This is a genomic window from Neoroseomonas lacus, assembly GCF_014644535.1.
Classification (GTDB): domain Bacteria; phylum Pseudomonadota; class Alphaproteobacteria; order Acetobacterales; family Acetobacteraceae; genus Neoroseomonas; species Neoroseomonas lacus.
In genome coordinates this window covers 44,590-61,565 of record NZ_BMKW01000017.1, presented here as the reverse complement: position 1 = coordinate 61,565, position 16,976 = coordinate 44,590, and the positions used below count along the sequence as shown (strand labels likewise).

The window sequence follows — 16,976 nt, the reverse complement described above, 5'->3', positions numbered from 1 at the left end:
GTCCGGAGGGGGCAAAGCCCTCTCTGGTTCCACCGCTCGCCGCCACGATCCTCGCCTTGATAGAGCGGCGCCCTCCCGGCCTTGTTCCCGGCCATGACGCGCCTGCTGCGTTTCCTCCCGCTGCTGGTGGTGCTTGCCATGCTCGGCGCCGCCTTCCCGCTGGTGCTGCGCCATGTCGAACTGCGCAGCGACATCAGCGATTTCCTGCCCGACACGCGTTCCCCCGAAGCGGTGTTCCTGCTGCGCGAACTGCGCGAGGGCGCGGGAACCCGCCTGCTGATTGCCGGCATCGAGGGCGCGCCGGCCGCCGAGCTTGCGCGCCTGTCCCGCGCCGTGGCGACGGCGCTCGATGCCAGCGGCGACTTCGCCATCGTTGCCAATGGCACGCCGCGCATCGACGATGCCGAGGCTGCGCTGCTCTTCGCCCATCGCTACGCCCTTTCGCCCGCCGCGACGCCGGACAGCTTCACCGAACCCGCCTTGCGCCGGGTGCTGGAGACGCTGCTCGACGGCCTTCGTTCCTCCGCCGAACCGCTGCTGCGCCGCTTCGGCTTCGCCGACCCAACCGGGGCCTTCCTCGCCCTGCTGCGCGGCTGGTCGGCCGAAGCGCGCATCGGCACGGAACACGGCGTCTGGATGGCCGCCGGCCCCCGCGCGCTGATCCTCGCGCAGACCCGTGCGGCGGGCCTCGACACCGGGGCGCAGCAACGCGCCGCCGCCGCTTTCCACACCGCCTTTGCCGCCGCCCATCCGCCGCCCGGCGCGCGGCTGCTGCTGTCCGGGCCCGGCGTCTTCGCCGCGGAGGCCGCGACGGCGGTGCGCGCCGATGTGAAACTGGTCTCGACGGTCTCCTTCCTGCTGGTCGCCGCCTTCCTGTTCTGGCGCTATCGGTCACCGATCATGCTGGCGGTGGTGGCGGTGCCGCTCGCGGTCGGCACGCTGGCCGGGCTGGTCGTGGTGGATGCCGTGTTCGGCCATGTGCATGGCGCGGCCCTCGGCTTCGGCATGACGATGCTGGGCGTCTGCGACGACTATCCGATCCTGCTGGTGACCAATCGCGCGCCAGGCGAATCTCTGCGGCAGACGGCGCGGCGCATCTGGCCGACGCTGCGCCTGGCCACTGTCGCGGCGGTGGCGGGGCTGGTGCCGATGCTGGCCTCGGGGTTTCCGGGGCTGGCGCAGCTCGGCCTGTTCGCGGCCGCGGGGCTGGCAGGGGCGGCGCTGTCCACGCGATTTCTGCTGCCGGCGCTGCTGCCCGCGGAAGGCCTGCCGGTGCGGCCGCTGCCCGAACGCGCTGCCCATGCGCTGCTGCGCCTGCCGGCGCTGCGTTGGCCGGTGCTGGCGGGGCTGGCGCTGGTCGCGGTGGCGATGGCGCTGACTGGCGGGCCGCGCCTCGCTCGCGACATCGCCGACCTCTCCCCGGTGCCGGAAGCGGTGCGCAACCTCGACGGCGAATTGCGCGGCCAGATCGGCGCGCCGGATGTACGGATGCTGCTCTCGGTCACCGGCGCGGATGCCGAGGCCGCGCTGCGGGCCGCCGAAGCCGCCGCTGCGACGCTGATGGCCTCCGGCGCCATCACCGGGCTGGACCAGCCGGCGCGCTACCTGCCGAGCACCGCGACGCAGCGCGCCCGCATCGCCGCCCTGCCGGACCAGGCGACGTTGGCGGCGCGGCTCGACGCGGCGCGCGAGGGCCTGCCCTTTCGCGCCACCGCCTTCGCCCCATTTCTCGGCGGCATGGACGAAGCGCGTCGCCTGCCACCGCTGACCCCGGCCGATCTCGGCGCGGCCCCGCTGCTCGCCGCCCGCCTCGCGCCGCTGTTGCGGCAGGAGCCGGATGGCTGGCGCGCCCTGCTGCTGCCCGAGGGCGTCCGGGACTTTGCCGCCCTGCGCGCCGCCGCCGCGACCATCCCCGGCCTGCTGCTGGTGGACATCAAGGCGGAGACCGAGGCGCTGCTGGGCCAGGGCATCGCCACCGCGCTGCGCTGGGGCGCCGTCGGCGGCGCGCTGGTGCTGCTGCTGCTCGGCGCCGGGCGCGGCCTGGCCGGGGGGCTGCGAATCGCCCTGGCCCTGGCCGGCGCGCTGCTGCTGACCTTCGGCGCATTGCAGGCGCTGGGCGAGCAGATCACCATTTTCCACCTGACGGCGGCGCTCTTGCTGGCCGGCGTCGGCATGGACTATGCGCTGTTCATCTCGCGCTCCGGCGCCGAGGATACCGAGGCCGCCGCCCGTGCGCTCGGGGCTGTCATCAGTTGCATGGTCACGACATTGCTCACCTTCGGTCTTCTCTCGCTGTGCCGTACGCCGGTGCTGCACGCGACGGGGCTGACCGTCTGCATCGGCGTCGCCAGCGCCTTCCTGTTGGCCTGCACCCTGGCGCCGCGCCGCGGGGCGGCGACATGACGCCGTTCCGCATCACCACCATCACGGCGACCAGCGCGATGGGCGTCGGCCTGGACGCAACGCGCGCCGCCTTGTGGGCGCGGCGCGGCGGACTGCGCCCCTGCGACCTGCCGGCCATGCCCGAGGGCGTGTGGTTCGGACGCGTGGCGGAGGCCGAAGCCGTCGCGCTGCCCGAGGACCTCGCCGCCTTTGCCTGCCGCAATGCGCGCCTCGCCGAACTGGCGCTTTGTCAGGACGGCTTCGTCGCGGCGATCGAGGCGGCCAAGGCGCGCCATGGCGCCGGGCGCATCGCCGTGGTGCTCGGCACCTCCACCTCCGGCATCGAAGAAACCGAGCAGGCCTGGGCGCGGCGCGGCGCTAATGGCGCATTGCCGGCCTATGACTTCGCCCGCACCCACGATCTGCACGCGCTGCCGCGCTACCTGCGCGCGCGGCTGGGTCTCGACGGGCCGTGCATCTCCATCTCCACCGCCTGCACCTCGGGCGCGCGGTCCTTCCTCGATGCTGCGGCGCTGATCGAGGCGGGCTTCGCCGATGCCGCCGTGGTCGGTGGCGCCGACACGCTGTGCAGGCTGACGCTGCACGGCTTCGGCTCGCTGGAATTGCTGGCGCATGGCCCGACCCGCCCCTGCGCCGAGGACCGCGACGGCATCAGCATCGGCGAGGCCGCCGCCTTCGCGCTGATCGAGCGCGCGATGCCCGGCGATGCCGGCCGGATCGGCCTGCTCGGTGCCGGGGCGTCGTCCGATGGCCACCACATGTCCTCCCCGCATCCGGAGGGCCTTGGCGCGGTGGCGGCGATGCGCGGGGCGCTCGACAGCGCGGGCCTCGCCGCGGCGGACATCGACTACGTGAACATGCATGGCACCGGCACTCGCGCCAATGACGCGATGGAGGACCGCGCCATCGCGCGCATCTTCGGCGATGCGGTGCCGTGTTCCTCGACCAAGGGCTGGACCGGCCATACGCTGGGGGCCTCCGGCGCGCTGGAGGCCGCGATTGCCGCCATCTGCATCGAGGATGGGCTGATCCCCGGCTGCCTGAATGTCGGGCGCCTCGATCCCGCTTTCACCGCCGGCGTCGTAGTGACCAATCGCGCGGCGCGGGTCGATCGCGTGCTGTCCAATTCCTTCGGCTTCGGCGGCAGCAATTGCGCGCTGGTATTCGGGCGGCTGGCATGACGCCGGCGGTGGGCATCGCCGGCATCGGCCTGCTCGGCCCGGGGCTGGCCGGCTGGGCGGCGGCGCGTCCGGTGCTGGCGGGCCTCGCGCCCCATGAACCGGCGCCTCTGGTGCCTCCCGTGCCCGCCCTGCTGCCGGCGACCGAGCGCCGCCGCACCGGCCCCTCGGTGCGCTTGGCGCTGGCCGTCGCCGCCGAGGCGGTGCAGCACAGCGGCCTGGCGCCGGAGGATCTCGACACCGTCTTCGCCAGCTCGAATGGCGAGGCACAGGTCATCGTCTCGATCCTCGAGGCGCTGCACGCGCCGGATGGCGCGATCTCGCCGACCCAGTTCCACAATTCGGTGCACAATGCGGCGGCCGGGTATTGGGGCATCGCGGCCGGCTCGGCGCGGTCCTCGGTGAGCCTAGGCGGGCATGACGTGGTGTTCGCCACCGGGCTGATGCAAGCGGTGGCGCAGGTGGTGGCGTGGCGTGCCCCGGTGCTGTTCGTCACCCATGATGTGCCGCTGCCGCCGCCGCTGACGGCGCTGCGGCCCGGCGATGCGTCTTTCGCCGTCGCGCTGGTGCTGGTGCCCGGGGGTGGCGCGTATGGCGCCCTGCGGCTCGGCTACAGCGCGCAGGCGGCCACGGCGGAGCCGCCACTGCCGACGGGCTTCGATGCCATCCGCGCCGGCAATCCGGCGGCGCGCGCGCTGCCGCTGCTGGTGGCGCTCGCCACCGGCCGGGCGATGACGCTGAGCCTCGCCTTGCCCGAGGCCGCCGCGCTCGACATCGCCGTGGCGCCGTGACCGGCCTGCCTGCCAGCCGCGCGGCGATCGCGGCCCTGGTACCGCATCAGGGGGCGATGTGCCTGCTCGACCGGGTCGAGGCGTGCGACGCCACGGCCATTGTCTGCACCGCCAGCAGCCATTGCGACCCGGCGCACCCGTTGCAGCGGGACGGGGTGCTGCCGGCCGTTTGCGGGCTGGAATACGCGCTGCAGGCGATGGCGCTTCACGGCGCGCTGACGGCGGGGGCGGCGCAGGGGGTGGGGTTTCTCGCGGCGCTGTCGGGGGTGATGATGGCGGCGGAACGGCTGGACGATGTGGGCGGGGACCTGCACATCCGCGCGACGGCGCTGGCACAGGAGAGCCGCGGCTTCATCTATGGGTTCGAGATCACCGGCGACNACAGGAGAGCCGCGGCTTCATCTATGGGTTCGAGATCACCGGCGACGGGCGGGCATTGCTGTCCGGGCGGGCGACCATTGTGTTGGCCGAGGAGGGGCGGTGATGCTTGGGCTGTTGACGGAGAGGGGCGCCGCCCCTCTCCGGACCGCACCCCGCCAAAGGCCTAAGGGCCTTTGGAAACCGATACTTGGCGTTGGGCACGGGGAGCGGTTCATGAAGGTAGGACGCGCGCCGCGCCCGGCGCCCGGTACATTCCCGGGCCCTGTGGCCTACGCGGCCATGCCGCCTTGGTCCGGTCATCCGGGCGCGACACCAACTCGAGGTGTCCAGAGGCCCTTAGGCCTTTGGCGGGGTGAGGTCCGGAGAGGGGCAGGGCCCCTCTCCGAGACAACCGTCGCCCCAACCTCGCCGTGCCGCCCATGACCCGCCGCCTCGGCATCCTGCTCGAATCCGGTGGCCATGCGCGGGGCCACTACGCCCTGGTTGTCGCCGCCGGCGCCGCCGCGCTGGGCCGGGAGGTGACGATCTTCGCCACCAACCAGGGCTGCCTGTTGCTGGCCGACCCATCGCCCCTGCTCGCCGACCCGCGCGAGGCGGCGGTCATGGCGCGCGGCGTTGCCGGGATAGCCACGCTGCTCGACGCCTGTGTGGAACTCGGCGTGCGGCGCATCGCCTGCGAGGCCGGGCTGAAGGCCGAGGGGTTGGTCGGCCTCCCGCTGGCCCCGGGGGTCGAGATCGCCGGGATCGCCACCTTCCTGGAGGCGGTGGGCGAGGGGCAGATCGTCACGCTTTAGCGTGGCGCTTGACCCGGTGACGGCAGGCGGGGGACAGAGGGGGGCATGACGGCCTTTTTACGCCCCGGATTCGTTGCGCTCGCCCTGCTGGCTTCCCTGCCCGCCGCCGCGCAATCCTCCCTCGGCGGAGCCGGCAGCCTGCCGCCGCCGCAGCCCCGCGGTGCGCCCGCCGCGCCGACGGCACCGACGGCCCCCACCGCGCCGGCCGCTCCTCGGCGCCCGCCCGCCGCCAGCGCGGCCACGCCCCCGGCATCGACGCAACCGCGCCCGCAACGCACGACGCGCCCGCCGACCGAACAGGCCACCCCGGTGGTGCGCCCGCCGAACCGGCCCAATGCCCGCCCCCGCACTCCTCCGGCCACCCAGGCGGTGCGGCCGCCGAGCCAGCCATCCGCGACGAATCGGGGCCGCGCGGCCGCCGGTGCCGCTGCCGGCGCCGCCGCTGGTGCCGCCACGGCCCGACCGGCCGACCCGGCGCCCACTGCGCCGGCGCCCGAACCGCAGCCTTCGGTCGGCACCGTGACCGGCCTGGCCCTGCCGCGCTTCGCCGCGCTGCGGTCGGATGAGGTCAATCTGCGCACCGGGCCAGGCACCCGGTTTCCGATCGAATGGACCTTCCAGCGGCGCGAATTGCCGGTGGAGATCACCCGCGAATTCGAGTTGTGGCGCCGCATCCGCGACCCGGAAGGCACCGAGGGCTGGGTTCATCAATCCACGCTGATGGGCCGGCGCAGCGCCATCGTGCGCGGCGCGCCCGGCACCGAGACGTCGCTGCGTCGCCGGCCGGAGGATGACGCCGCCCCGGTCGCGCGGCTGCGCCCGGGCGTGGTGGTGCGGCTGCGCCAATGCGAGGCGCGCAACCCGTGGTGCGAGGCGCAGGCCGGCGATTATCGCGGCTATATCCGGCGCAGCGAGGTTTGGGGTGTGCTGGCGGATGAGGAAGTAAAGTAGCGCGGCGCCGGGCGACGGGACCGCGTGATCGCTTCCATCCGCGCCGATCACGTTCTAGCCTTCCGCCATGCCAGACGACACGCCCATCCCCGCGATCCACGACCTCGGCGGCGCCGCGCGCTTCCACTGCACACCGGTGGAGCATGACGAGGTCCCGCCCGACGCCTTCGGCAAGAAGGTCGATGCCCTGCGCCAGATCCTGGCGCAGAAGGGGCTGATGACGGTGGATGAACTCCGCCGCGGCATCGAGAGCATCCCGGAGAGCGAGTATTTCGCCCTCGGCTATTACGAACGCTGGCTGCGCTCCATCACCCTGCTGATGGTGGAGAAGGGGCAGGTGGACAGGGAGTTGCTGCCGTGAGCGCGCCGGATGATCGCGCCACCGCCGGTGGCAACGCGCCCCGCTTCGCTGCCGGCGCCACGGTGCGCGTGAAGGATGACTGGCCGGAACGCCGCGGCCCCTGCCATATCCGCACGCCGCATTATATCCGTGGCCGCACCGGCACGGTGGTGCGAACGCTGGGCGCCTTCGCCAACCCCGAGGACCTCGCCTTCGCGCGGCCGGCGGCGAAGCGCCCGCTGTACCATGTGCTGTTCGCGCAGGAGCCGCTCTGGCACGAAGGCAAACCCGGCGACACCGTGATGGTGGAAGTCTTTGAACATTGGCTGGAGGAAGCCTGACTATGGCCGCGCCCCCGCGTCCCGAGAGCATCGCCTTGCTCGACCGGCTGATGGCCGCGCTCGAAGCCAAGGGAATCGTCACCGAGGCTGAGGTCGCCGCCCGCCAGGCGAGCACCGACAAGGCCAGCCCCGAGACCGGCGCGCGCATGGTCGCCAAGGCCTGGACCGACCCGGCCTATCGCGCCCTGCTGCTGTCCGATGGCAAGGCCGCGGCCGAGCAGATGGGTGTCTCGATGGCCGGCGCGCCGCCGCTTGGCGTGCTCGAGAACACGCCGGGGCGGCACCACCTCGTCGTCTGCACGCTGTGTTCCTGTTATCCGCGCGCGGTGCTGGGCTATCCGCCCAATTGGTACAAATCCTTCGCCTACCGGTCGCGCGCCGTGCGCGAACCACGCCAGGTGCTGGCGGAATGGGGGCTGAACCTGCCCGACAGCGTCGAGGTCCGCGTGGTGGACAGCACCGCCGATTACCGCTGGATGGTGCTGCCGATGCGCCCGGCCGGGACGGAAGGCTGGGACGAGGCGCGGCTTGCCGGGCTGGTGACGCGCGATGCGATGGTCGGCGTCGCAGTGCCGGTCGCTGGCTGAGAAGGCCGGAGGGGCGCCGCCCTTCCGAGCCATCCTGCCGGGGGGACCCACAGCAACGCCCATCGGGCAGTGACTTTTGGAACGCCATCTGCTGGCATTGTGCGCGCCGCGCCCAGGATCAGCGCCGAGACCCGCTCCGGCGCATAGAGCGTGATTGGTTCTCTTTCGTTCACCAATCCCACTCTCTCCCATTGTCTGATCGCGTGATTCAGACCTTCGGTGCGCTCGCACCTGCGGTCATCACGCTCCGGCGCGCGCTTCGTCGAGGCAGCCGGCCTGTTCCGCCCGGCGCCAAGAAGCGGCTTTCCAAATGACACTGTCATTTGGTGGGGTGAGGTTCGGAGAGGGGCAAAGCCCCTCTCTGAGTGTCACGCCGCCGACGGCGCATCCTCCGCCTCGTCGGCGATCTCCTCCGGCGGGTCGTCGCCGACCTGCACCGTGACGTCGACGGTGAGCCCCAGGAAGTCGTCGGCCTCGCCGAAGAAGCCGCCGCCCACGGGCACTGCCTGTTCCGGCGTGCGGGTCGCGCCGACGCGGATCAGGTTCTCGCCGGCGACCAGCCCGTTGGTCGGGTCGTATTCCACCCATCCCGCGCCGGGGACGTAGATCGCGCACCAGGCGTGGGTGGCGCCGCCGCCGACCGCGCCCTGGCCGTTATCCTCATAGAGGTAGCCGGTGACGAAGCGCGCCGCGAGGCCGAGGCTGCGCACCGCCTCCATCATCAGCAGGGTGAAGTCGCGGCAGGCGCCGCGCCCGGTCTCCAGCGTCACGATGGGGCTGTTGGTGCCCTCGGCATCGCGCGCTTCGTAGGCGAATTCGTCGCGGATCGCGCGTGTCATCGCTTCGAGCATCAGCAAGGTGTGGGTGGGCTCGCCCTGCGCGAGGAAGCGCCGCGCCCAGGCATCCACCTGGCGCTTCGGGTCGGGCAGGTGGCGTTCGCGCAGCCGGGCGAGGTCCGGTGCTTCCTCCGCGCCGTAGGAGAAGGGGAAGACCTCGACCCCCGGATCCAGCGTCGCCAAGGGCAATTCCGGCCCGGCCGGATAGTGGGTGAGGTCGAGCTTCGAGATGATCTCGAGATGGTCGGTAAGCTCGTCCGGCGCCCAATCCATCAGGCAGACCGAATTGCCGAAGACGTCATGCGCCCAGCGTGTGGTGACCGGCTGCGGGGAGATCGACAAGGTCGCGTCGTGCAGGCGCAGGTCGTGACTGTCGCGCGGGCGCACCATCAGCCGGTGCTGCGTCAGCCCGACCGGGTTGCGATACTCATAACGCGTGAGGTGACGGATACGAACGCGGGCCATGCGGCGAATTCCCCGGGAAGCGCTGCGGCCGGGTCGCCCCGGCCGCACAGCATCCTAGCGCAGAATGTCTGACCTCGCTGTCACACCTCGGCCAGTGGCGCCTCAGGCGGCGCCGTAGATGAAGATCGGCATCGGCTGGGTGTCGTCTTCCACGGACTTCACGCCGGGGATGTTCTCGGCGAGCACGCGCAACGCCTTCTGCACCGCGTCCGAACGGCGGAAGCCGTGAAAGGTGACCTTGCCCTCCTTGACCTCGACCATCGTGTAGAAGGTGTCGGTCCAGGGCTGGTTCTTCATCGAGGCCATCACCGCGCGGCGGATACGCTCATCGGACAGTTCCACCTCCTGATGCGGCGGCGCCACCAGGGCGCGCAGCAGGTCGGCGCGGCTGACGATGCCGCAAAGCTTGTCGCCGTCCTGCACCACGACGCGGCGGATCTTCTGCTCCTCCATCATGTGGGCGATGTGGGCCGCGGTGGTGTCGGGCGTCACCGAGACGACCTTCTCGGTCATCAGGTCCTTCGCGGTCACGCCATGGGTGCGGGCGAAGCGCTCGGCCTGGGCGGCAGGGTCGGAGAACAGCGCGCCGAACCAGGAGGAGGGCTTGTCCTCCTCACCCGCGAGGCGACGGATCAGGTCGGCCTCGGTGACGATGCCGAGCACGACGCCGGCCGGGTCGACCACAGGGACGGCAGAAATCCCACGATCGGACAGCAGGCGCGCCATGGCCATCACCGGGGTTTCCGGCGGTACGGTTACGACATCGGGGGTCATCAGATCGCGGGCGGTGGGGCCAGTCATGGCTTGTTCCTCCAGGGGACGGTTGCGGCAGAATGCCGCGGCGAATGGCCCGGCACCTTGCGCCAGATCAACGGCACTGGCTTAACGCATGTGCCGTTCGCCGTTAACAAGCCGCTTCGGTCCAAGAACATGGAGGGAAATAGATGTCCGGGACAACCCGTCGAAACATGATGGCCGCCGCTGTCGGTACGCTGGCCATGCCGGGCCTCGCGCGGGCGCAGGGCGCCCAGCAGCTCGCCATCGCCACCGGCACTACCGGCGGCGTTTACTACCCGCTCGGCGGCGCGCTCGCGAACTACCTCTCGCGAGGCATTCCGGGCATGAGCGCCACCGTCGAGGTGACCGGCGGCTCGGTCGCCAACATGCAGCTGCTCGGTGCCAATCGCGTTGGCATCGCCATTACCCAGGTGGATGCGGCGGTCGATGCGCTGCAGGGGCGTGACCGGTTCCGCGGCCGGGCCGTGCCGGCGCGCGCCATCGCGGTGCTCTACACCAACCGCATGCAGGTGGTGACGGTGGCCTCCACCGGCATCCACAGCATGGCCGACCTCAAGGGCAAGCGAATATCGACCGGCGCGCCGGGTTCGGCGACCGAGGTGATGGCCTTCCGCCTGATCGAAGCCGCCGGCCTCGACAGGGACAAGGACTTCCGCGCGCGCGAACGCCTCTCTCCGGCCGAGAGCACCAATGCGATCAAGGACGGCAAGCTCGACGCGTATTTCTTCGTCTCCGGCGTGCCGACCAGCGCGATCACCGACCTTGGTGCCACGCCGGGCGTGCAGATCGTGCTGATCGACCATGACGAGTACATTCCGCGAATCGTCGAGAAATACGGCCCAGTCTATTTCCCGGAAGTCATCCCGGCCGGCACCTATCCGGGCCAGACCACGCCGAACAAGCAAATGTCGGTCGGCAACATCATGGCGGTGCGCGAGGACATGCCCGCCGCGCTGGTGACGCAGATCCTCAACGTCACCTGGTCGAGCCGAGAAGACTGGGCGCGCGTCCATTCCGCGGCGCGCGACTTCAAGCTGGAAGGCCAGAAGACCGCGGCCGCCGGCATCCCCTGGCACCCGGCGGCCGAGGCGTTCTGGAAGGGCCACGGCGCGACCCTCTGAGCATTAAACACGCGGGAGCGTTCCTTCGGGCGTGCTCCCGCCCGTGATCTTGATGACGCCCTGGCGGAGCTGCCCCCGTGACCAATACCCACCATCTGCCACCCGAGGCCGTGACTGACGGCCTCGACGACGCCACCGCCGCGCGCATCGAGGAACTGATCGAGGAGGAGGAGGGCGCACAGAACCGCTTCTCCGGCTGGCTCGGATACGGCGCGACGATGCTCGCGCTGGCTATGTCGCTGTTCCACCTGTGGGCTGCGTGGGACATCGTGCCGACCACGACGCTGCGCTATGTCCATGTCGGCTTCGCGCTGGTGCTGGGCTTCGTGCTGTTCCCGGTGCTGCGGCGCTTCCGCAACAAGCTGATGCCGTGGGATGTCGCGCTCGCCGTGGCCGCGGTCTATTGCATCTACTACCTGATCGCCGGCGGCGACGACCTGCAGGACCGCTACATCTTCCCCGAGCCGATGGACATCGTTGTCGGCTGGATGCTGATCGCGCTGGTGCTCGAAGCCGCCCGGCGCACTACCGGGCCGGTGATGCCGGTCGTCGCCATCATGTTCCTGCTCTACGGGTTCTTCGGCAATCACCTGCCGGCGCCCTGGCAGCACCAGGGCTATGACAGCGACCGGCTGATCCCGCACCTGACCATCACGCTGGAGGGTATCTTCGGCACCGCGGTCGATGTCTCGGCCACGCTGATCATCCTGTTCACCATCTATGGCGCCATCCTGCAGAACAGCGGGGCGGGGAAGTTCTTCGTCGACTTCTCCTTCGCCGCGACGGGCGGAAAGGCGGCGAGCGCGGGGCGCACGGTGGTGCTCTCCTCCTTCCTGCTTGGTGGACCATCGGGCTCGGGTGTGGCGACGACCGTCACGCTGGGGACCGTCGCCTGGCCGATGATGAAGAAGGTCGGCTATCGGGCCGACGATGCGGGCGGGCTGCTCGCCGCCGGTGGGCTGGGCGCGATCATCTCGCCGCCGGTGCTCGGCGCGGCGGCCTTCCTGATCGCCGAATACCTGAAGATCGGCTACCTTGATGTGCTGAAGATGGCGGTGATCCCGACCATCCTCTACTACGCCTCGCTGCTGTTCATGGTCGAACTCGACCAGAAGCGCATCCGTGCCGAGAATGGCGGCATCGACGTCGTCGACGGCATGGTGGTCGAACCGATCCCCGCGCTGCTGCGCAAATACGGTTTCCACTTCTCGTCACTCATCGCGATCATCGTCTTCATGGTGTGGGGGTATTCCGCCACGCTGTCCGTGCTCTACGCGATGATCGTCGCGGTGGTGCTGTCCTTCATCCGGCCCGAGAACGCGCTGTGGCCGCGCAAGCTGATCGAAACGCTGGCCTCGGGCGCCATCCAGGCCGTCGGCATCGCCGCGACCTGCGCCAGCGCGGGCATCATCGTCGGCATCATCACGCTGACCGGGCTGGGGCTGAAGTTCAGCGACATCGCCATCCAGGCGGCGGGCGGGTCGATCGTCGTCACGGCGCTCTACACCGCGCTGATCGTCTGGGTAATCGGCCTCGCCGTGCCGGTCACCGCGTCCTACATCATCTGCGCGGTGGTCGCGGCACCCGCGCTGATGAAGCTCGGCGTGCCGGACTACGCGGCGCATATGTTCGTCTTCTATTACGCGGTGCTGTCGGAAGTCTCCCCGCCCACCGCGCTGTCGCCCTTCGCAGCGGCGGCGATCACCGGTGCCGGCCCGTACCGCACGACGCTGCAGGCGTGGAAATACACGCTGCCCGCCTTCCTGCTGCCCTTCGTCTTCGTCACCGACCCGGAAGGCGTCGGCCTGCTGCTGAACTTCACGCCGAGCATGGGTTGGATCGACGTGGTCTGGCAGACAGCGCTGGCGGCCGGCGGGCTCGCCGCACTGGCAGCGGCGGCGCAGGGCTACGGGCGGCGAATGATGGCAGGATGGGAACGCGCGGCATTGGCGGTGGCCGGACTGCTGATGATCTTCCCGGCTCTCATCGAGCATTTCGCCGGGGATCTGCTGCCCTATCCGCATTGGATCGGCGTGGCGCTCGCGGTCGGGCTGCTGGTGCTGCAACGGCCGCGGGGGGCGACGGCGTAACGTCGAGGGGCGGCGCCCCGCCGGCCTGTCGCCTCAACCGCTACGCTCCACCGCGCAGGATCGCCGTCTCCAGTGCCCGAACCTTGCCGTTATACGCCGTGTGGATGCGCGTCCCGTCATAGTCCAGGTCCACGCTGTCGACGTAGCTGATGGTGAAGCTGCGGATGTCGAAGGTGATGTCCACCGTCATCTGGTGGGTGTTCCAGCTGTTGGTCGCGCGCAGCACGCCCTGCCGCACGGGCTGGATCGACCAACCGGCTTCGGCCGACGCGGCGCGGCGGATCAGCGCCTCGCGCTGTTCCATCGTGCCGGTGCCGGGGAACTGCCCGCCGGTGCTCTGATACACCGTGTCCTGGCGGCAGGCGCCGAGGCCGAGGCTGACGCCGGCGGCGATGATCACCGGCAGAATCTCACGACGTTGGAGCATCGGGCTTCTCCTGTTTTCGCGGCGGCGCGGCGGCGAGGCTGCGCCACAACCCCACCGGGTCCATGCCGCGCGCCAGCAGCTTGCCGGCCACCATGATGACGATGCGGGCGATGTCCGCAACAGGTCGGAAATGACTCGGCCGGCGCAGCGTCGCGCCATACAGCGCCGGGATATCCGCCGCCACGGTCGTGATGCCCTGGCGGGCGGCGTCGATCAGGATCTCGCTTTCGAAGGAAAAGCGCCGGGCGCGGCCTTCGTAACGCGCCAGGTCGGCCAGGGCCGCCGCCGGATAGAGGCGAAAACCCGACTGGCTGTCCGAGACCGGATGCCGCGCCGCCCAGGAAATCCAGAAATCCGCCACCCGATTGGCCCGCCGCCGCGCCGCCGGCTGCCCGACCGCGCGGCGTCGCGACCCGATGACGATGACATCGGGCGCGGCGAGCGCGACCAGGCGGGGCAGGTCCTCCGGCCGGTGCTGGCCGTCGCCATCCAGCGTCGCGACGAAGCGCGCCCCGCGCGCGAGTGCCGCGCGCATGCCCAGACGCAGCGCCGCGCCCTTGCCCTGGTTCGCGCCGCCCCCCAGCACCTCCGCCCCGGCGGCGGCGGCGATCGCGGCCGTGCCATCGGTCGACCCGTCATCGACCACCAGCACCGCCAACCCCGGCATGGCGTCCCGCAGCCGCGTGACCACCGCGGCGATGGTCGCGGCTTCTTGATAGGCGGGGATGACGGCAACCAGGGCTGCGGTCGGCGGGGTGGTTGCGTCTGTCACGGGAAACCGGGTGAAATGGGAAACCATTCTATCGCTGGACAGCTTTGGGACCCAAGGGCATGCCGCTCGATACTTCCGCTATCGGACAGAATGGGACGGCGTGTGAAGTGCTCGTCATCGGCGGTGGGCCGGCCGGCACCACCGCGGCGACGCTGTTGGCGGAGAAGGGTCGGCATGTGGTGCTGCTCGAAAAGGAGCATCACCCGCGCTTCCACATTGGTGAGAGCCTGCTGCCGCTCAATCTGCGCCTGTTCGAACGGCTCGGCGTGGCCGAGCGCATGGCGGCGATCGGCGTACACAAGCCCGGCGCGCGCTTCGTCTCCGATGAGCACGGGCGGCATACCGCCTTCTCCTTCGCCGCCGGGCTGAACCAGGACTACACCTACGCCTACCAGGTCCGGCGCAGCGAGTTCGACGCGGTGCTGTTCGCCCGGGCACGCGAATCCGGCGCCGATGCGCGCGAGGGCGTGCGGGTGATGGAGGTGGCGCTCGATGCCCGCGCCGGACACAGCGTCACCGCGCGGGCGGCGGATGGCAGCACCGAGATTTTCCGGCCGCGCTTCGTGATCGACGCCTCGGGGCGCGACACCGTGCTGGCCGGCACCTTCGGCAGCAAGGCGCGCAACATGCGCAACAACACCGCGGCCATCTACGGCCATTTCCGCGGCGTGGCCCCCTTCGGCGAGGCCGAGGACGGCAACATCACCATCCATCTGTTCGACCATGGCTGGTTCTGGATGATCCCGCTTCCCGAGGGCGTGATGAGCGTCGGCGTCGTCTCCAACCCGGATTTCTTCAAGCGCCGGCGCGGCGAAGTGCGGGACTTCTTCCTCGACACACTGCGCGCCGTTCCCTCGGTCGCCCGGCGCATTAATGGCGCGGAACTGCTCACCGAGGTCACCACCACCGGCAACTACTCCTATGCCTCCTCGGTGATGCAGGGGGAAGGATGGCTGATGGCCGGCGATGCCTATGCCTTCCTCGACCCGGTGTTCTCCTCCGGCGTGCTGCTGGCGATGGCGAGCGCGGAGATGGGGGCCGAGGTCGCCGATACCTGGCTCGACGACCCGGCGCGCGCGGCGCCCATGGCGCGTGCTTTCGAACGCAAGGTGAAGAGGGCGATCGGGTCGCTGTCCTGGCTGATCTACCGGATCAACAACCCGGTGCTGCGGGACATGTTCATGAACCCGAGCAACCGCTTCCGCATGCGCGAGGGGTTGGTCAGCCTGCTCGCCGGCGATGTGCATGCGAACGCGAACCGGCAGCTGCCGGTGCTGGCCTTCAAGGCGGCGTATCATGGGCTGTCGCTGGCGCAGCGCTTCGGCTACCGGCTGCGGCCGGAAGGGCTGGTGCGGGTGGGGTGAGAGCCGCCGCCGCATCTTGCTGAGACCACCACCTCTCCCCAGGATGGGCGTCCTGACCAGACGGGCCGCCCTCACCGATGCCACCACCACCGGGACCGCCGTCGCCCACGCATCCGGAGAGCCGCCCCATGGCCGTGATCGATCGAATCGCCGCGTTTCATCCCGAGATGACCGCTTGGCGGCGCGACTTCCACGCCCATCCCGAGATCGGCTTCGAGGAGGTGCGCACCAGCGCCATCGTCGCCGAGAAGCTGCAATCCTGGGGCATCGAGGTGGAGCGGGGCTTCGGCAAGACTGGCGTGGTCGGCGTGATCCGCGGCCGGCCGGGCAATCGCAGTATCGGCCTGCGTGCCGACATGGACGCGCTGCCGATGCCCGAGCTGAACGAGTTCGAGCATCGCAGCACCTATGAGAACCGCATGCATGCCTGCGGCCATGACGGGCACACCACGATGCTGCTCGGTGCCGCGCGCTATCTGGCCGAGACGCGCAACTTCTCCGGGACCGTCCACCTGATCTTCCAGCCGGCCGAGGAAGGCCTGACCGGTGCGGCCGAGATGCTGCGCGACGGGCTGTTCGAGAAATACCCCTGCGATGCCGTCTACGGCATCCACAATGCCTTCGACCTGCCCCTGGGCACGGCTGCCATCCGCCCCGGCACGGTGCTGGCGGCGGTGGACTATTTCACCATCACGCTGAAGGGCCGCAGCAGCCACGCCGCGGCGCCGCATATGGGGCTCGACCCGCTGCCCTGCGCCGTGCAGCTCTACACCGCGCTGCAGAATCTGGTGAGCCGCCGCATGAACCCGCACGACACCGTCGTGCTCTCGATCGGCCAGTTCCATGCCGGCACCTCGCAGATCGTCATCCCCGAGACGGTCGAGATGCGTGGCACCATCCGCACCCTGCTGCCCTCGGTTCGCCTGAAGATGGACGAGCTGTTCCACCAGACCGTCCACGGCATCGCCGCCGCCCACGGCGTCGAGGTCACGCTCGACTACAAGCGCTCCTACCCCCCGACCATCAATACCGCCGAGGAAGCCTCCGCCTTCGAGGCGGCGGCGCGCGAGGTGGTGGGCGAGGAGCTGATCAAGACCGACCTGCCCTCGCTCACCGCCGGGGAGGACTTCGCCTACTACCTGGAGAAGGCCCCCGGCGCCTTCATGCTGCTCGGCCAGAAAACGCCCGAGCACGGCAATGTGCCGGTCCACAATGGCCGCTACGACTTCAACGACGAATTGCTGCCGATCGGCGCGAGCTGCTTCGTGCGGCTGGTGGAGCAGCAACTTGGGGGCTGACGGCCGTTATCGACTACACATGTGATTGACATCGATCGC

16 protein-coding genes are annotated in these 16,976 nt (G+C 70.4%); 12 read left to right on the top strand and 4 right to left on the bottom strand.

The genetic code is table 11. The features are described 5' to 3' along the window. Positions 1-93: 93 nt before the first annotated feature. From IEY36_RS26640 to IEY36_RS26600, 8 genes are all read left to right on the top strand, one after another. Positions 94-2,403 (top strand): MMPL family transporter, encoded by a 2,310-nt coding sequence (locus tag IEY36_RS26640; RefSeq protein ID WP_188972679.1) that lies wholly within the window; start codon positions 94-96, stop codon positions 2,401-2,403. Continuing rightward, positions 2,400-3,584: a beta-ketoacyl-[acyl-carrier-protein] synthase family protein gene (locus tag IEY36_RS26635; RefSeq protein ID WP_188972677.1), complete on the top strand. Its 1,185-nt coding sequence runs from the start codon at positions 2,400-2,402 to the stop codon at positions 3,582-3,584. Before IEY36_RS26640 ends, IEY36_RS26635 begins: the two co-directional genes overlap by 4 nt. After that, positions 3,581-4,372 (top strand): beta-ketoacyl synthase chain length factor, encoded by a 792-nt coding sequence (locus IEY36_RS26630; protein ID WP_188972675.1) that lies wholly within the window; start codon positions 3,581-3,583, stop codon positions 4,370-4,372. The genes IEY36_RS26635 and IEY36_RS26630 overlap by 4 nt, the downstream gene beginning before the upstream one ends. An 800-nt stretch (positions 4,373-5,172) precedes the next feature. Beyond that, positions 5,173-5,547 carry a DsrE family protein gene (locus IEY36_RS26620; protein WP_188972673.1) on the top strand — a complete coding sequence of 125 codons (375 nt, stop codon included), beginning with the start codon at positions 5,173-5,175 and terminating at the stop codon, positions 5,545-5,547. 45 nt (positions 5,548-5,592) lie between these two features. Further along, positions 5,593-6,498 carry an SH3 domain-containing protein gene (locus IEY36_RS26615; protein ID WP_188972671.1) on the top strand — a complete coding sequence of 302 codons (906 nt, stop codon included), beginning with the start codon at positions 5,593-5,595 and terminating at the stop codon, positions 6,496-6,498. 67 nt (positions 6,499-6,565) lie between these two features. After that, complete coding sequence (locus tag IEY36_RS31175) at positions 6,566-6,859, top strand: SH3-like domain-containing protein (RefSeq protein WP_188972669.1); 294 nt, start codon at positions 6,566-6,568, stop codon at positions 6,857-6,859. After that, complete coding sequence (locus IEY36_RS31170; protein WP_188972667.1) at positions 6,856-7,179, top strand: SH3-like domain-containing protein; 324 nt, start codon at positions 6,856-6,858, stop codon at positions 7,177-7,179. Before IEY36_RS31175 ends, IEY36_RS31170 begins: the two co-directional genes overlap by 4 nt. Before the next feature lie 2 nt (positions 7,180-7,181). Beyond that, the gene (locus tag IEY36_RS26600) at positions 7,182-7,766 is read left to right on the top strand and encodes a nitrile hydratase subunit alpha (RefSeq protein WP_188972665.1); all 585 of its coding nucleotides are present in this window, start codon (positions 7,182-7,184) and stop codon (positions 7,764-7,766) included. Positions 7,767-8,134: 368 nt separating this feature from the next. Here the strand turns inward: IEY36_RS26600 and IEY36_RS26595 are convergent, their stop codons facing one another. Both IEY36_RS26595 and IEY36_RS26590 read right to left on the bottom strand, forming a co-directional pair. Beyond that, positions 8,135-9,067 (bottom strand): transglutaminase family protein, encoded by a 933-nt coding sequence (locus IEY36_RS26595; RefSeq protein WP_188972663.1) that lies wholly within the window; start codon positions 9,065-9,067, stop codon positions 8,135-8,137. 102 nt (positions 9,068-9,169) lie between these two features. Beyond that, positions 9,170-9,868: a CBS domain-containing protein gene (locus IEY36_RS26590; protein WP_229681597.1), complete on the bottom strand. Its 699-nt coding sequence runs from the start codon at positions 9,866-9,868 to the stop codon at positions 9,170-9,172. A 143-nt stretch (positions 9,869-10,011) separates the two neighbouring features. Between IEY36_RS26590 and IEY36_RS26585 the strand changes: the two genes are divergently transcribed. After that, complete coding sequence (locus IEY36_RS26585) at positions 10,012-10,986, top strand: TAXI family TRAP transporter solute-binding subunit (protein ID WP_188972661.1); 975 nt, start codon at positions 10,012-10,014, stop codon at positions 10,984-10,986. A 77-nt stretch (positions 10,987-11,063) separates the two neighbouring features. Further along, on the top strand, positions 11,064-13,076 hold the full coding sequence (locus IEY36_RS26580; protein WP_229681596.1) for a TRAP transporter permease: 2,013 nt from the start codon (positions 11,064-11,066) through the stop codon (positions 13,074-13,076). 40 nt (positions 13,077-13,116) lie between these two features. Here the strand turns inward: IEY36_RS26580 and IEY36_RS26575 are convergent, their stop codons facing one another. Both IEY36_RS26575 and IEY36_RS26570 read right to left on the bottom strand, forming a co-directional pair. Then, positions 13,117-13,503 (bottom strand): hypothetical protein, encoded by a 387-nt coding sequence (locus IEY36_RS26575; protein WP_188972659.1) that lies wholly within the window; start codon positions 13,501-13,503, stop codon positions 13,117-13,119. After that, positions 13,487-14,275, bottom strand: a complete 789-nt coding sequence (locus IEY36_RS26570) for a glycosyltransferase family 2 protein (RefSeq protein WP_229681595.1) — start codon at positions 14,273-14,275, stop codon at positions 13,487-13,489. Before IEY36_RS26570 ends, IEY36_RS26575 begins: the two co-directional genes overlap by 17 nt. 59 nt (positions 14,276-14,334) lie before the next feature. On the opposite strand from IEY36_RS26570, the gene IEY36_RS26565 reads away from it, so the two are divergent. Next, the gene (locus tag IEY36_RS26565; RefSeq protein ID WP_188972656.1) at positions 14,335-15,639 is read left to right on the top strand and encodes an NAD(P)/FAD-dependent oxidoreductase; all 1,305 of its coding nucleotides are present in this window, start codon (positions 14,335-14,337) and stop codon (positions 15,637-15,639) included. A gap of 128 nt (positions 15,640-15,767) precedes the next feature. Beyond that, positions 15,768-16,937 (top strand): M20 aminoacylase family protein, encoded by a 1,170-nt coding sequence (locus IEY36_RS26560; RefSeq protein WP_188972654.1) that lies wholly within the window; start codon positions 15,768-15,770, stop codon positions 16,935-16,937. Positions 16,938-16,976: the final 39 nt, after the last annotated feature.

Bases quoted from the DNA above. Each gene is read 5' to 3' on its own strand.
- IEY36_RS26640 (WP_188972679.1), top strand. From the start codon at position 94: ATGACGCGCCTGCTGCGTTTCCTCCCGCTGCTGGTGGTGCTTGCCATG.
- IEY36_RS26635 (WP_188972677.1), top strand. From the start codon at position 2,400: ATGACGCCGTTCCGCATCACCACCATCACGGCGACCAGCGCGATGGGC.
- IEY36_RS26630 (WP_188972675.1), top strand. From the start codon at position 3,581: ATGACGCCGGCGGTGGGCATCGCCGGCATCGGCCTGCTCGGCCCGGGG.
- IEY36_RS26620 (WP_188972673.1), top strand. From the start codon at position 5,173: ATGACCCGCCGCCTCGGCATCCTGCTCGAATCCGGTGGCCATGCGCGG.
- IEY36_RS26615 (WP_188972671.1), top strand. From the start codon at position 5,593: ATGACGGCCTTTTTACGCCCCGGATTCGTTGCGCTCGCCCTGCTGGCT.
- IEY36_RS31175 (WP_188972669.1), top strand. From the start codon at position 6,566: ATGCCAGACGACACGCCCATCCCCGCGATCCACGACCTCGGCGGCGCC.
- IEY36_RS26600 (WP_188972665.1), top strand. From the start codon at position 7,182: ATGGCCGCGCCCCCGCGTCCCGAGAGCATCGCCTTGCTCGACCGGCTG.
- IEY36_RS26595 (WP_188972663.1), bottom strand. From the start codon at position 9,067: ATGGCCCGCGTTCGTATCCGTCACCTCACGCGTTATGAGTATCGCAAC.
- IEY36_RS26590 (WP_229681597.1), bottom strand. From the start codon at position 9,868: ATGACTGGCCCCACCGCCCGCGATCTGATGACCCCCGATGTCGTAACC.
- IEY36_RS26585 (WP_188972661.1), top strand. From the start codon at position 10,012: ATGTCCGGGACAACCCGTCGAAACATGATGGCCGCCGCTGTCGGTACG.
- IEY36_RS26575 (WP_188972659.1), bottom strand. From the start codon at position 13,503: ATGCTCCAACGTCGTGAGATTCTGCCGGTGATCATCGCCGCCGGCGTC.
- IEY36_RS26565 (WP_188972656.1), top strand. From the start codon at position 14,335: ATGCCGCTCGATACTTCCGCTATCGGACAGAATGGGACGGCGTGTGAA.
- IEY36_RS26560 (WP_188972654.1), top strand. From the start codon at position 15,768: ATGGCCGTGATCGATCGAATCGCCGCGTTTCATCCCGAGATGACCGCT.